Origin of the sequence: Enterococcus sp. AN402, assembly GCF_040719405.1 — a bacterium.
GTDB classification, from domain to species: domain Bacteria; phylum Bacillota; class Bacilli; order Lactobacillales; family Enterococcaceae; genus Enterococcus; species Enterococcus faecalis.
Genome location: NZ_JBFDTM010000004.1, coordinates 2,592,937 through 2,608,280 on the forward strand (window position 1 = coordinate 2,592,937; position 15,344 = coordinate 2,608,280).

At 38.0% G+C, this 15,344-nt stretch carries 14 protein-coding genes; 3 read left to right on the top strand and 11 right to left on the bottom strand.

Annotated features, from left to right (window positions below):
* Positions 1-185: 185 nt before the first annotated feature.
* The 11 genes from rplI to dnaA form a co-directional block, all read right to left on the bottom strand.
* Positions 186-638 carry a 50S ribosomal protein L9 gene (rplI, locus tag AB1I62_RS14075; protein WP_002356023.1) on the bottom strand — a complete coding sequence of 151 codons (453 nt, stop codon included), beginning with the start codon at positions 636-638 and terminating at the stop codon, positions 186-188.
* 5 nt (positions 639-643) lie between these two features.
* A complete protein-coding gene (locus tag AB1I62_RS14080; RefSeq protein WP_025192086.1) occupies positions 644-2,668 on the bottom strand; it encodes a DHH family phosphoesterase in 2,025 nt (674 codons plus the stop codon).
* A gap of 156 nt (positions 2,669-2,824) precedes the next feature.
* The gene (gene rpsR, locus AB1I62_RS14085) at positions 2,825-3,064 is read right to left on the bottom strand and encodes a 30S ribosomal protein S18 (protein WP_002356021.1); all 240 of its coding nucleotides are present in this window, start codon (positions 3,062-3,064) and stop codon (positions 2,825-2,827) included.
* A gap of 25 nt (positions 3,065-3,089) precedes the next feature.
* Entirely contained in the window at positions 3,090-3,656 is a 567-nt protein-coding gene (gene ssb, locus AB1I62_RS14090; RefSeq protein WP_002364599.1) for a single-stranded DNA-binding protein, read from the bottom strand.
* A gap of 44 nt (positions 3,657-3,700) precedes the next feature.
* Complete coding sequence (rpsF, locus tag AB1I62_RS14095; RefSeq protein WP_002356019.1) at positions 3,701-4,003, bottom strand: 30S ribosomal protein S6; 303 nt, start codon at positions 4,001-4,003, stop codon at positions 3,701-3,703.
* 174 nt (positions 4,004-4,177) lie between these two features.
* Positions 4,178-6,679, bottom strand: coding sequence for a DNA gyrase subunit A (gyrA, locus tag AB1I62_RS14100; protein ID WP_002361457.1), 2,502 nt, complete (start codon positions 6,677-6,679; stop codon positions 4,178-4,180).
* A 55-nt stretch (positions 6,680-6,734) separates the two neighbouring features.
* Positions 6,735-8,684, bottom strand: a complete 1,950-nt coding sequence (gyrB, locus tag AB1I62_RS14105) for a DNA topoisomerase (ATP-hydrolyzing) subunit B (RefSeq protein WP_002359210.1) — start codon at positions 8,682-8,684, stop codon at positions 6,735-6,737.
* Complete coding sequence (gene recF / locus AB1I62_RS14110) at positions 8,681-9,808, bottom strand: DNA replication/repair protein RecF (protein WP_367019362.1); 1,128 nt, start codon at positions 9,806-9,808, stop codon at positions 8,681-8,683. The genes gyrB and recF overlap by 4 nt, the downstream gene beginning before the upstream one ends.
* Positions 9,795-10,040 (bottom strand): S4 domain-containing protein YaaA, encoded by a 246-nt coding sequence (gene yaaA / locus AB1I62_RS14115; RefSeq protein ID WP_002356015.1) that lies wholly within the window; start codon positions 10,038-10,040, stop codon positions 9,795-9,797. The genes recF and yaaA overlap by 14 nt, the downstream gene beginning before the upstream one ends.
* Positions 10,041-10,619: 579 nt before the next feature.
* Entirely contained in the window at positions 10,620-11,750 is a 1,131-nt protein-coding gene (gene dnaN / locus AB1I62_RS14120) for a DNA polymerase III subunit beta (RefSeq protein ID WP_202495188.1), read from the bottom strand.
* 201 nt (positions 11,751-11,951) lie between these two features.
* Positions 11,952-13,295, bottom strand: a complete 1,344-nt coding sequence (gene dnaA / locus AB1I62_RS14125) for a chromosomal replication initiator protein DnaA (protein WP_002356013.1) — start codon at positions 13,293-13,295, stop codon at positions 11,952-11,954.
* 522 nt (positions 13,296-13,817) lie between these two features.
* Here dnaA and rpmH point away from each other — a divergent pair.
* The 3 genes from rpmH to AB1I62_RS14140 all read left to right on the top strand — a co-directional run bounded on the left by rpmH (position 13,818) and on the right by AB1I62_RS14140 (position 15,339).
* Positions 13,818-13,952: a 50S ribosomal protein L34 gene (gene rpmH / locus AB1I62_RS14130; protein ID WP_002356012.1), complete on the top strand. Its 135-nt coding sequence runs from the start codon at positions 13,818-13,820 to the stop codon at positions 13,950-13,952.
* Between the two features lie 203 nt (positions 13,953-14,155).
* The gene (gene rnpA, locus AB1I62_RS14135) at positions 14,156-14,512 is read left to right on the top strand and encodes a ribonuclease P protein component (RefSeq protein WP_048738026.1); all 357 of its coding nucleotides are present in this window, start codon (positions 14,156-14,158) and stop codon (positions 14,510-14,512) included.
* Positions 14,512-15,339, top strand: a complete 828-nt coding sequence (locus tag AB1I62_RS14140) for a YidC/Oxa1 family membrane protein insertase (RefSeq protein ID WP_002356010.1) — start codon at positions 14,512-14,514, stop codon at positions 15,337-15,339. Before rnpA ends, AB1I62_RS14140 begins: the two co-directional genes overlap by 1 nt.
* The last annotated feature ends 5 nt before the right edge of the window (positions 15,340-15,344 follow it).

Consider the following 15,344-nt stretch of genomic DNA (forward strand, 5'->3'; position numbering starts at 1 on the left):
TGCTGATTTCTCTATTTTTAGTTCACTTTTCAATTTCAAAAAATATACAACTAATAAAAATATAATGCTTTCGTTAATTTAAAGTGTTGTATATTTGATTTTTAAATATTATAAAAATAATTCGAGTAATTTATTTGGTATAAAAAAAGAAGCCGGAGAAATCGGCTTCTTTTTTATCGATTGTATTATTCCGCTACGACATGAACCTTAATTTTCGCTGTAACTTCATGATGTAGTTTGACTGGTACGTTAGTGTAGCCTAGAGAACGAATTGGGTTGGCTAATTCGATTTTGCGTTTATCCAATTTTACATTGTATTGTTTGTTTAAGGCTTCTGCAATTTGTTTTGAAGGAATTGAGCCAAATAAACGGCTATCTTCTCCAGCTTTTGCCTTGATCTCTACAACAGTCTTTTCATCTTCTAAAAAGGCTTGCATTTCTTTTGCTTGTGCTAAAACTTCTGCTTCATGTTTTTCTTGAGCTTTCTTTTGACCCGCTAACGCACTCATGCTTCCTTTATTGGCTTCTTTCGCATAGCCGTTTTTAATTAAAAAGTTTTGGGCGTAACCAGTTGGCACTTCTTTTACGTCCCCTTTTTTTCCTTTTCCTTTAACATCTTGTAAAAAAATGACTTTCATTTCCTTCACTCCTGTTCATACATTTCATTAATATTTTGACGAATTACATCAAGTAGTTGCTCTTTTACTTCTGCTACTGTTACGTTTGATAATTGTACTGCCGCATTAGTAAAGTGACCGCCACCACCTAAATTTTCCATAATAATTTGGACATTAATTGAACCATTACTCCGAGCACTAATGCCAATCTGTTGATCCGTCCGCTTGGTAATGACAAATGCTGCATTAATCCCTGCCATAGAAAGTAATGTGTCCGCTGTTTTGGCAGCTGTGACACTATCATATTCTTTGTCTTCACTCCCGGCAACAACGACGGTATCTTTTGTGACATATTCGCTTTTAGAGATTAAGTTGTTCATTTCCAGATAGCTTGTAAGATCAGAACTTAATAGATATTGTACTAAAGATGAGTCTGCTCCACAAGTTCGTAAATAACTAGCCACATCAAATGTTCGCGCCGTCGTTCGTGTATTGAAACTTTTCGTATCAACCACAATTCCCGCCAACATCATGGTTGCTTCAAAGGCCTGCAGTTTATTTGCGCTATTACTTTGGTATTCGATCAATTCTGTGACTAATTCTGAAGCAGAAGAGGCAGAAGATTCAATATAAGAAAGCAAGGGTTTTGCTGGAAATTCGTCTCCTCGTCGATGGTGATCAATGATTACCACTTTATCAAAACGCTCATAGAGCTCTTGTGAGATCGATAGAGACGGTTTATGGTAATCTACCATAACTAATAAGCTACTTTCTTTCTTGCGCTTCATGGCCTCTTTAGGACTAATAATACGCTCTTCTAATTCTGGGTACTCTTTAATCGCCTCTAACACTCTTTTGACATCGGGAATGATTTCATTTTCATCTAAAACAATCCACGCTTTTCGATTATTAAACGAAGCTAAACGAGCAACACCAAATGCTGAACCTAACGCATCCATATCTGGATAACGATGGCCCATAATATAGATGTCAGCAGATTCCGCAATAATTCCCTTAATTGCCATGCTCATTGCGCGAGAACGTACTTGGGAACGTTTCGTCGTTACTGCCGTTTTTCCACCAAAAAATAACGGCTTCGCTTCATCTTTGGCTTCTTTTACAACCACTTGATCACCACCACGAACTAAAGCTGTATCTAGGTTCGTTTGAGCCGTGGTCCCGGTTTGATCTAAGGTTGCCCCCCCATAAGCAATCCCCATGCTTAACGTAATGGCTACTTCATGGTTAGCTGATTCCTTACGGATCGTATCCAAAATAGAAAATTTTTCGTCCATCATTTTTTGAATATCTTCCCATTGGGCAATGAAAAAATAACGTTCTGCATTGATTCGCTTATAAAAAACTTTGTATTGGTCCATCCAATCAGAAACCATCGTCGTAATGAAACTATTCAAATAAGAAATTTCTTTCTCGTCCATTGTATCGGTGACATCATCATAATTATCGACAGACACAATGCCAATAGCCGTTTGCATTTCGACTTTTTCTTGATACAAATTACTTTCTTTAGTGATATCTTCAAAAGTAATTGTATGTTGTTCTTTATTGACGCTAAAGCGATAGGTATTTTCGTCAATCGTAAAAATATCTTGGTTTCGTTCTGCTAATTCTAAATAAGACGTAACTTGGCTAGCGGTTAACGTTAGCTGATTGTCTTTATTAAAAATAGAAGCAGCATAAGGATTAAGCCATTCTACCGCGCGTGTTTCCCCGTTATACGTAATAATTCCCACAGGTACTTCATTTACAACATAATCCAACGATTGTTCAGCAATGGAACTTGCTTCTTGAATCTTTTCTACGTTTGTAATTTCTACATCTCTAATCAACAGCCGAATAACCACTAAGAGAAAGATATCTAATGCGATAATTACCGCCAATAGCAGCCATTTATTTGTTAGTAAGAAATAGAGGAGAAATTCTACTAAGAGAAGACCCACAACAATTAAGAAACCGTTTTTTTGAATTCTCTTCTTTTGCATTTTTTTGCCTCCAATCTTTCTGCAGACCTTTGAGGCGACTTGTTCCAACGAGCATATTGCTCTGGTGATTCACTAGTTATTTCATCCTTTATTTTATCACAAAACACTTCATTCTGCGAACCTTGTTATGTTTCACGTGAAACACTAGTCAAGATAAAAAAGAACCAAAGAGCAAGCTCTTTGGTTCTGGAAATTGTCATAAAATTATTGTTCGTCACTAACGAATGGTAATAATCCCATGATACGTGCGCGTTTAATAGCAATCGTTAATTTACGTTGGTTTTTAGCGCCAGTACCTGTAACACGACGTGGTAAAATTTTGCCACGTTCTGAAATGAATCGTTTTAACAATTCAGTATCTTTATAGTCGATGTATTCGATGTGGTTTGCTGCGATGTAGTCGACTTTCCGACGTTTACGTCCGCCTCTTCTTTGTTGTGCCATTCTTGTTCCCTCCTATCAAATTCGTTTAGAATGGTAAATCATCATCTGAAATGTCGATAGATGAACCTGAGCCACCAAATGGATCAGAATCTTTATCGAAATCAGGCATACCGTTGTTGTTTTGCGACTGAGAAGATGATGGATTGAAACTATTGTTGTTGTTATTAAATCCAGAACCGGCATTGTTATTACCAAAGCTACGATTTTGTGATTGATAACCATTTTCGTTGTTATTAAAGCTACCGCCGCCAGTTCCTCTTTGTTCTGAAGCAGAACGAGATTCTAACAATTGGAAGTTTTCACAAACCACTTCAGTTACGTAGACACGTTGACCTTGTTGGTTCTCGTAATTACGAGTTTGAATTCTTCCGACAACACCTAATAATGTACCTTTACGGGCATAATTAGCCATTGTTTCTGCGGGTTTACGCCAAATCACACAGTTGATAAAGTCTGCTTCACGGTCACCATTTTGATTCGTAAAGTTACGGTTTACAGCAAGTGTAAAGGTCGCAACAGCTGAACCACTAGCGGTGTAACGTAAGTCAGGATCTTTTGTCAATCTTCCGACTAATACAACGTTATTAATCATTCAAAACATCTCCTTTCGTCAATAAATGTTTCATGTGAAACAAATTATGCTTCTACCTTCACGATCATATGACGGATAATATCGTCATTGATTTTTGCTAAACGATCAAACTCGTTGATTGCGCCAGCTGTTGATGGAGAAGTAACGTTAACGATATGATAGATGCCTTCACGGAATCCGTTCATTTCATATGCTAAGCGGCGTTTTTCCCAATCTTTAGATTCGATAACTTCTGCTCCGTTATCTTTTAAGATTGTGTCGAAACGTTCTACTAAAGCAGTTTTTGCTTCTTCATCAATGTTCGGACGAATAATGTACATGATTTCGTACTTCGTATCTTGACTCATTGATTTTCACCTCCCTATGGACTTCAAGGCTCTTAGTTGGCTAAGAGCAAGGAGAACATACCTAAAAAGGTAGTTCACAATCTCTAATTATATGCTAATTGATAGACAAAAGCAAGAAATAGTTTTGAAAAGCCCCAATAAAAAAGTTTCGCCAGTTGGCGAAACTTTTTTATGTTATTCTTCTGTTTCTGATGTTGTTTCGTTTTCTGTTGTTTCTACAACTTCAACGATTTCTTCTTCCACTTCTTCTGGTTCTACAACAGCCATTGTTACCACTTTGGCACCATCTTCCATTCTCATTAAACGAACTCCTAATGTTGCGCGTCCTGTTTGAGAAACAGAATCAACGTTAAAGCGGATAATGACGCCTTTGTTCGTAATCAATAAGATATCTTCATCCCCATTGACCGTGGTTAAACCAGCTAATGGACCATTTTTCTCAGTGATATTTGCTGTCTTAATCCCTTTACCGCCACGTCCTTTAACTGGATATTCAGAAGCTTTTGTACGCTTACCATAACCATTTTCAGTAATGACTAGGACTTCTTTATTTTCATCCAGAATCGCTGCACCGACCACATAATCATTTTCGCGGAGACGGATTCCCCGAACGCCTGATGCTGTCCGGCCCATATCACGTACAGTATTTTCATCAAATGTGACAGAGTATCCTGCATGTGTTCCGATAATCATCTTCTGATTGCCATTAGTCGTTACCACGTTAACTAACTCATCATCTTCTTTTAAGCTAATGGCGATTAATCCATTACTACGGATATTAGAAAAGGCTGTTACGGCTGTCCGTTTGACGGTTCCTTTTAAGGTTGTGAAGAACAAGTATTTACCTGCTTCCGCTTTGCCCTCAACAGAAATAATCGCTTGAATTTTTTCTGCAGAATCAATTCCCAGTAAGTTAATCACTGGAATTCCTTTTGCTGTTCTACCGTATTCAGGGATTTCGTAACCTTTTGCTCGGTAAACTTTCCCAGTGTTCGTAAAGAATAATAACGTGTCATGTGTTGAACAAGAAACTAGGTTTTTCACGAAATCATCATCGTGAACGCCCATCCCTTGGACACCACGTCCGCCGCGGCGTTGCGCCCGGAATTCGGAGTTTGCCATCCGCTTAATGTAGCCGTTATTGGTTAATGTAATCACGACTTCTTCTTCTTCGATTAAATCTTCATCTTCAAGACTGAGGACTTCACCTACTAATAGTTCTGTGCGTCGTGCATCACCAAATTTTGTGCGAACGTCATTTAACTCTGTTTTAATGATTTCAATGACGCGTTCTGGGCGGGCTAAAATGTCCTCTAAGTCCGCAATGAATTTCAATAGCTCTTGATATTCATTTTCAATTTTGTCGCGTTCTAAGCCTGTTAAACGGCGTAAACGCATATCTAAAATTGCTTGCGCTTGACGATCTGAAAATTCAAAGCGTTCAATTAACGTTGCTTTTGCTTCGTCATCTGATTGTGATCCACGGATAATGGCAATGATTTCATCGATATGATCTAAGGCAATTCGTAGACCTTCTAAAATATGCGCCCGTGCTTCTGCTTTGTTTTTGTCAAAAATCGTCCGGCGAGTAATGACTTCTTTTTGGTGCTCGACGTAATTTTCTAAAATACGTTTCAAGCTTAAAATTTTCGGTACGCCTTTTTCGATGGCTAACATGTTAAAACCAAAAGATGTTTGTAAGGCAGTCATTTTGTACAAGTTGTTTAACACAACAGAGGCACTCACATCTCGACGAACATCGATGACAATCCGCATGCCTTCACGAGAAGATTCATCCCGCAAATCAGTAATTCCTTCAATTCGTTTATCTCTGTGTAATTCAGAAATTCGTTCGATTAATTTGGCTTTATTCACCATATAAGGCAATTCAGTTACTAAAATACGTTCTTTTCCATTCGGCATTTCAGTCAATTCAACTTTTGCACGAACAGTAATCGAACCTTTCCCTGTTTCATATGCTCGGCGAATCCCTGATTTCCCCATCACTAAACCGCCTGTTGGAAAATCTGGTCCAGGTAACACTTCCATCAATTCATTCGTCGTTACATCAGGATTGTCCATCAATAAACTTGTTGCATCAATCACTTCACTTAAATTGTGTGGTGGAATATTTGTTGCCATCCCCACCGCAATCCCCGTTGTTCCGTTAACTAGTAAGTTTGGAAAACGAGCAGGTAAAACTACTGGTTCTTGTTCTGAATCATCATAGTTTCCTTGGAAATCGACTGTATTTTTGTTAATATCTCGTAGCATTTCTAAAGCAATTTTACTCATACGTGCTTCGGTATAACGCATAGCGGCAGCGCCGTCACCATCGACGGAACCGAAGTTTCCGTGGCCGTCAACTAACATAGCCCGATAACTAAAAGGTTGTGCCATCCGCACCATTGATTCGTAAATCGCACTGTCCCCATGGGGGTGATATTTACCCATAACATCCCCAACAATCCGGGCTGATTTTTTGTGTGGTTTATCAGGGGTTACCCCTAATTCGTTCATTCCATATAAGATTCGGCGATGAACAGGTTTTAAACCGTCACGAACGTCAGGTAACGCGCGGGCTACGATAACACTCATTGCGTAGTCAATGAAAGATTCTTTCATTTCGCTGGTCAGATTGACGTCTTGAATGTTTTCTTTAATTTCTTCACTCATGAATTTTTTCCCCTCTAAATATATGTTCTAGCGTCTCTTACAACGTTGCGACACATTAAATATCCAAGTTTTTCACGTAATGGGCATTTTCTTCGATAAACGCACGACGTGGTTCCACACGATCGCCCATTAGCATTTCAAAAATTTGGTCAGCTTCAATGGCATCATCGACACTCACTCGCGCCATTAATCGTTTTTCTGGGTCCATTGTTGTTTCCCAAAGTTGGTGATCATCCATTTCACCCAACCCTTTGTAACGTTGAACACTTGGTTTTGGTGAAGCAGGTAATTCTTCTAACACTTTTGCTAGTTCCTCTTCAGCATGTTTGCCCGGTTGAACGTAGGTGATGTTTTTCCCTTGTTTCACACCATATAGTGGTGGTTGAGCAATATACACATAACCAGCTTCAACAATTGGACGCATGAAGCGATAGAACAAGGTTAATAACAACGTTCGAATATGCGCACCATCGACATCGGCATCGGTCATAATCACTAGTTTGTGATAACGTGCTTTAGAAACATCGAAATCTTCGCCGAAGCCTGTTCCCATAGCTGTAAATAATGACCGAATTTCTTCATTGGCTAAAATTTTATCCATGCTGGCTTTCTCGACATTCAAGATTTTCCCACGAATTGGTAAAATGGCTTGGAATTCACGGCTACGGCCTTGTTTTGCTGAACCGCCGGCCGAGTCTCCTTCGACGATAAATAATTCGCATTTTTCCGGATCTTTACTTGAGCAATCAGCCAGCTTCCCTGGCAAGTTGCTAATTTCTAACGCGCCTTTACGACGGGTGACTTCACGGGCTCTTTTAGCGGCTAAACGAGCTTTTGAAGCCAACATGCCTTTTTCGACAATTTGTTTGCCGACTGTTGGGTTTTCCATTAAAAATTTTGTAAAGTATTCTGAGAATAGACGATCCGTAACGGTCCGTACTTCTGAGTTCCCTAATTTCGTTTTCGTTTGTCCTTCAAATTGAGGATCGGGATGTTTGATGGAAACCACTGCGGTTAAGCCTTCACGAACATCTTCCCCAGTTAATTTTTCATCGTTTTCTTTCATCAATTTTTGTTTACGTGCATAGTCATTAATCACACGTGTTAAAGAAGTTTTAAAACCAGATTCATGCGTTCCGCCTTCATAAGTATGAATATTGTTGGCAAAACTTAAAATATTTGAGTGGTAGCCATCTGTATACTGCATTGACACTTCCACTGTAATATCTTGTTGCTCTCCCTCAATGAAGATTGGCTCTGGAAAAATAACGTCTTTATTGGCATTTAAATGCTCAACATAACTCTTAATCCCGCCTTCATAGTGATACTCTTTTTTATCTTCTTGTCCTTCACGACGGTCTTCAATTGAAATGTGTAAGCCTCGATTTAAAAAGGCTAATTCACGAACCCGTGTTGCTAATTTATCAAAATCATAAACGGTTGTTTCTGTAAAAATTTCAGGATCTGGAATAAAGTGAACAGTGGTTCCGTGACGATCCGTTTCTTCGATAACTTTTAGGTCATCAACAACCGCACCACGACGATATTCTTGGTAATACACTTTGCCATCTTTATAAACACGAACATCTAAACTGGTCGATAAAGCATTAACAACAGAGGAACCAACACCGTGCAAGCCACCTGATACTTTATAGCCGCCACCGCCAAATTTCCCGCCGGCATGTAGCACTGTAAACACTGTTTCCACAGCTGGACGACCTGTTTTGGCTTGAATTCCGACTGGAATTCCACGACCATCATCAATAACAGTAATACTATCGTCTGGTTCGATAATTACTTGAATTGATTTAGCAAATCCTGCTAAGGCTTCGTCGATAGAGTTGTCAACGATTTCCCATACTAAGTGGTGTAACCCTTCGCCACTAGTAGAACCTATGTACATACCAGGACGTTTCCGGACAGCTTCTAAGCCCTCCAAAACTTGAATCTGACTAGCGTCATATTCTTGCGCACGTTCTCTCATGTTTTTTTCTTCTTCTGTCATATCGCTGAATTCCTTTCTATCTTGCCTTGTTGAACATAAAAAATATCTGGTTCAACTGTTAGCTTGTCTTTTATGTGATCTAAACTAGTTGTCGTTAAGAACGTTTGAACTTTGCCTTCAATCGTTTCTAACAAGTGAATTTGACGTTCATTATCTAATTCACTCATGACATCATCTAGTAATAACACAGGATATTCTCCTGTTTCTGAATGCATCAAATCAATTTCTGCCAATTTAATACTTAAAGCTGTCGTCCGCTGTTGGCCTTGTGAGCCATACGTTTGAACATTTTGACCATTGACAATAAATAGCAAATCGTCACGATGAGGGCCTAAAAAAGTATTCGCTTTAAACAATTCACGCTTACGATTGTTCATTAATTGTTGGAGCAATTGATTTTGAAGTGCTTCTAAGGAAAGATTCGTGTTGTCAATTGGGATGCTTGATGCGTAGTCAATGGTGAGCGTTTCGCGTCCATGACTAATTTTTTGATGGAGTAAGTTTGCCCAGTGTTCTAATTTTTTAAGAAAACCTAACCGAGCGTATAGAACTTTCCCGCCAAATTCAGCTAGCTGCTCTGTCAAAATATCCAGATAAACAGTATCTGTTTGTTTCTTTTCAGCTAGTTGTTTTAGGTATTGGTTCCGTTGCTTTAAAACAGACTGATATTGGACAAGATCATAAAGATAAATAGGACTCACTTGTCCGAGTTCCATGTCAATAAATTTCCGGCGGACTTGAGGTGAGCCTTTCACCAAAGATAAATCTTCTGGGGCAAATAAAATAACATTCAGTTGCCCAATGTACGCACTGAGCCTTTTTTGCTCAATGTGGTTAACCTTGGTTTTACGTCCTTTGTTGGAAATTAAAATTTCCAACGGTACGGTGCCTGTCTTTTTTTCAACCACACCGCTAATTTTAGCTGCTGCTTGTTCCCAGCCAATTAATTCTTTTTCATTGCTGGTTCGATGACTTCGTGTCATTGCTAGAACATAAATGCTTTCTAACAAGTTGGTTTTTCCTTGGGCGTTTTCGCCTAAAAAAAGATTTAACGTTTTTGGAAAATCTAAGCTGACTGTTTCATAATTACGATAATGCTGAAGTGTCAGCTCATTCAGCCGCATCGTCGGACTCGTTTCCGTTTTTCACCATAAAAAAAGTACCTTCTTCAGGTATCTCAATCATCATGCCCGCATAAAGTTTCCGTCCGCGACGATTTTCCAACTCGCCATCAACAAACACGCTATTGTCTGCCAAATACCATTTGGCTTGGCCGCCACTACCAATGACGTTGATTTCTTTAAGAAACTGACCAAGCGTTATATACTCAGTTGCTAAAACAAACGTTTTTTTCAATGTGCATCCCTCTTTTTTCTAATACGTTCTCATATATATTATACCCTTTTTCATAAGAGAAAACAAATTTATCTGTCTAATTTTCATTCTAAGCAATTTTAATTCTAAATGACCGAAAATATTATTAGGATAAAAAAACTCTTAAAAAGCATTTTAAAACGGAAATTGATATTTTCTTGAGAAAAAAGGGGCCTGATTTGGCAGAAATGACGAGTAGCGTTTAACTAAAAAACAATTAGGGGTAACTCAAAGACAAACGAAGAGGGCGCGCAATGAAGAAAAGTAGCTTGTAGAGGTCTGAGCGTCGTTTTAAGCAACGTAAACTTCTTTCACTAGTAAATATTCATAAAAAAATGAACAGCCCTTAAACGAAAAATTAAAGGGCTTTTTTCTTTATCCACGAAAAAAAAGGCAGAATTTATTCGTCAAACGATAGTTCAAACATTCACAATCATATTAGCGTAAAAGCTATTCTAGTTTTAAAAAGCTTATCTAGCAGCGTTTATCGGCTTTAAACAGACGACAAAAAAGAACCTTCGGCGATCATAGTGATTTTCCGAAGGTCTTTTTTAAACATGATTAATTTGTACGAACCGGTGTAATTAGTTGAATGAAATCTAGTTCTGTTTCGGTTGGCTCCAATGTAAACGGACGAATTGGAGAAAGGAATTTCACGGTAATATTCATATCGCCAAACGCTCGCAACGCATCTTTCATATAATCTGGGTTGAAAGAAATATCCAACGCTTCACCAGAAACATTTTCATAGTTTAACGCTTCTTCGACTTTTCCAATTTCAGGTGAATTTCCATATAAAACAACAGAATCTGGTGAAATTGAAAGGCGAACAATATTGTTACGTCCTTCATGAGAAAGTAAAGAGGCACGTTCGATTGCTGAAAGCAATTCTGGTACATAAAATTCAATTTGCGTGTTATGGCTAGTTGGAATTAAACGGTTGGTATCAGGATAATTTCCTTCTAACAAACGAGAATAGAAGTACATTGTTTCTGTTTTAAATAGCACTTGGTTTTCCATAATGCTGATTTCAACCATTTCTTCTTCATTGGTTAATGAACGAGAAAGTTCAGTTATACTTTTTCCTGGAATTACAATGTTAAAGTCTTCTACTGCTTGTTCTGTCGGGATCACACGTTGACTTAAACGATGTGAATCTGTCGCAACGGCAAGTAATTTTTGATTTTCTAAAATAAAGTGGACCCCAGTTAAAATTGGACGACTTTCGTGCATCGATACAGCAAAACCTGTTTCACTAATAATTTTTGTCAATAAATGAACAGGTAATTTCATTTGGTTTTGAGTATCAATTACTGGTAAGTGCGGATAATTATCAGCATCTAATCCATTGACCGTAAAATCAGCTTTTCCTGAAGTAATTGCAACTTGATTGTTATCTAGAACTTCCATTGTGAACATATCTTCTGGTAATTTACGAATAATTTCGCCAAAGAAACGAGATTGTAAAACGATGCTACCTGTGCGTTCAATGGTCATTTGAGCTTTTTCATCGTCTTTACTTAAAAAACTTTCAATTGAAATATCCGCGTTACTCCCAGTAAGTGATAAGCCATCTTCTGATAACACAATTTTAACACCTGTTAAGATTGGAATCGTTGTTTTAGAAGAAATTGCTCGTTGAACAGTTTGTAATTCTTGTAAAAAGACACTTCGTTTGACCGTTAATTTCATAATGTAAACTCCTTTTTAAGTATTTTCAATACGTTCTAATTTTGTACGCCACTGTTTTGTATATTATATATAAATAAATAATAAAAGTAATAGGACATGTTGATTCTGTGGAAAAGTCAAAAGAGCATTGATTTTACTAAGTTATCCACTTGTGTATAAGTTGTGGATAACTTTGTTCTTTTTTGTTTAGTTTTCCACATCCTAAGAGTTCAATAAATTTTTAATTTCACTGACTTCTTTTTGAATCGCTGGATCTTTTTCCAATAATTGCTGAATCTTTTCGTGCGCATGAATCACCGTGGTATGATCTTTGCCGCCAAATTCGGCACCAATTTTTGGCAAGGAATTGTCGGTCATTTCTCTAGCAAGATACATTGAGATTTGACGAGGAACCACAATTGTTTTCACCCGTTTTTTCCCTTTTAAATCTTTAAGAGGCACATGATAATATTTGGATACTTCTTCTTGAATTTGTAAGATGGACAATTGATTTTTACTACCAACTGATTTTAGAGATTTCAAGGCGTCCGCCGCTAAACTAGTGGTAATATCTTCTCCATTAATAGTTGCAAAGGCTTGAACGCGGACCAAAGCACCCTCTAATTCACGGATGTTGGAATCGATTTGACCAGCGATATAACTTAGTGTATCATCCGGAATTTCTAAACGCTCGGCATCTGCTTTTTTGCGCAAAATTGCAATCCGTGTTTCTAAATCAGGCGGGGTGATATCGACAGACAAACCCCAAGCAAAGCGAGAAACTAATCGTTCAGGTAATTTTGGAATATCATTCGGCGGGCGATCACTTGTTAAAACAATTTGTTTATTTTCATTGTAAAGATCGTTGAAGGTATGGAAAAATTCTTCCAATGTTGCTTCTTTTTCCGCCAAAAATTGAATATCATCGACTAATAATAAGTCAACATTGCGATATTCTTTCCGAAATTGTTCGGATGTCTTTGTTTGAATTGAGTTGATAAATTCATTCGTAAACGTTTCGCTACTAACATATTTGACTTTGGCATCTGGTTGATTCACTAACATTTGATGACCAATGGCATGCATCAAATGGGTTTTCCCTAACCCTACACCGCCATAGAAGAAAAGGGGATTGTAAATCGAACCCGGATCCTCGGCAACAACAAGCGCTGCAGCGTGAGCCATTTGGTTTCCTTTACCAATAACGAAGGTGTCGAAAGTGTACTTAGGATTAAGCATCGCTTTTTTACTTTGTTCACTAAAAACAACTTCTTCTTCGGCAGGTTCTTCGAGTTCTTGTGCCAGTGCTGCGTCTTTTTCATCGGCAACAACAAAATGGGGCATCACTTCTGCACCGGTCAATTTAAATCCAGTTTCGACAATTTTTGCCGAAAGATTTTTTTCCCAGTAATCACGATGAACTGCAGAAGGGACTTCTAGCCACAATTGATTGTTGTCTAATTTCAAAGGGCGTGTGGTTTTAATCCAAGCATCAAAACTTGGCGCCGACAAAATCGCTTGATAGGCTTCTTCAAGGCTATGCCAAAAACTTTCCACGTCGGGCATACAGTGACCTCCTATATGTTTAAATTTTGGTTATCTAAAAAATGTGGATAACTTAAAAGAATGAGCATAGTCGATTTTAGCATTTTTTTAAAACTTTTTCCACAAGCAATTGTTCAATGTGGAAAAAAAGTACACAAGGGTGAAAAAAGTTTTCCACAGGGTGTCGACACTTGCGGAAGAAAGTGGTTGTTGAATGAGTTATCCACAAAAAGTTGAGAATAATTAAGCTTGACACAATCATGTTTCAAGAACTTATCAACAGTCAAAAAAACACCTGTGTAAAACTTTTTAACAGGCTGTTTTTTTGTGTAAAACTAGTGGAAAAATGGCTGTGAACAGAAAAAAATGTGGAAAACTATCCACAAGCTACTCACAGGAAAATTTAATTTGTGGATAATTGAAACGAATCTTTCTCAGGAAATATTTCTTAAATTTTATTGACAAAAGACCCTATTACTCGTTATACTATCAAAGTATGTCTATATATTGATGGATAGTTACAATTTCAGGAGGTGTAATTGCATGAAAAGAACGTATCAACCAAACAAACGTAAACGCCAAAAAGTTCACGGATTCCGTAAACGTATGAGCACTAAAAATGGCCGTCGCGTATTAGCAAGCCGTCGTCGTAAAGGTAGAAAAGTTATTTCTGCTTAATGATGGTCTGGTCTTTTAAACAGTCAATTTCTAAGAACCCTTAGTTATCTCCATAATTTTTTGGAAGATGTGAAGATAACTAAGGGTTCTTTTTCTGTTTTCAATAAAAGAAAGCAGGATTCTATAGAAAAGGCTACTAAAAAAGAGCGGAAATATGCTATTATTATTAAGAAGTAAAAAAATATAGAAACAAAGGGATGCCGATGAAAAAGTCCTACCGTGTCAAGAAAGAAAAAGAATTTCAACAGGTGTTTAATAAAAAACAATCTTGTGCAAATCGTCGTTTCGTGGTGTACGTTTTAGAGAAACCACAACAAGACCATTTTCGAGTGGGGATTTCTGTTGGGAAGAAAATTGGAAACGCGGTCACAAGAAATGCTGTGAAGCGGAAAATCCGCGCGAGTTTATTTCAATTAAAAGACCGTATCTCTCCAGAAATTGATTTTATCGTGATTGCACGTCCAGGATTGGAAAAATTATCGTCTGAAGAAGTGAAAGCTAATTTAACACATGTGTTAAATTTAGCTAAAATATTAGATGTAAGAGAGGGAATTGAGTAGTGAAGAAGTATAAGCGCTTATTATTAATGGCTGGGTTAGTGACCTTAGTCTTTGTTTTATCCGCCTGCGGAACCGCGCCCGTAAGTGAAAGTAGTACAGGAATTTGGGATCGATACATTGTTTATTATTTTGCCCAAGCGATTAAGTTCCTATCATTAGGCGGCAGTGTCGGAATTGGGATTATCCTATTTACGTTAGTCATCCGGATTATTTTATTGCCGTTGATGCATTTCCAAACGAAGAGTATGCGTAAAACACAAGAGTTGCAACCGCAATTAAAGGCCTTGCAACAAAAATATTCTTCAAAAGATCCTGAAACACAACGCTTATTCCGAGAAGAACAGCAACGTTTGTATGCAGAGAATAATGTGAATCCTTACATTGGCTGTTTACCACTGTTGGTTCAACTACCAATCATGATGGCTTTGTATCAAGCCATTTCACGCGTGCCTGAGTTAAAAGAAGGAACGTTCTTGTGGTTAAGCCTCGATAAGCCGGATCCGTATTTAATTTTACCGATTTTAGCGGCTGTCTTTACGTTTGCTAGTACGTATCTTTCAAGTATGAGCCAACTAGAAACAAATGCCTCACTGAAAATTATGAATTACGTTATGCCAGCGATGATCTTCTTTATGGGGATTTCATTAGCCAGCAGTTTATCTCTTTACTGGGTGGTCTCAAATGCCTTCCAAACAGGGCAAACATTGTTATTAAACAATCCATTCAAAATCCGTAAAGAGCGGGAGGAAGCAGCACGTCAAGCCAAAGCACGGGAGCGAGCGCTTGAACGAGCAAAAAGTCCTAAGAAAAAAGGGAAGAAAAAATAAAGGAG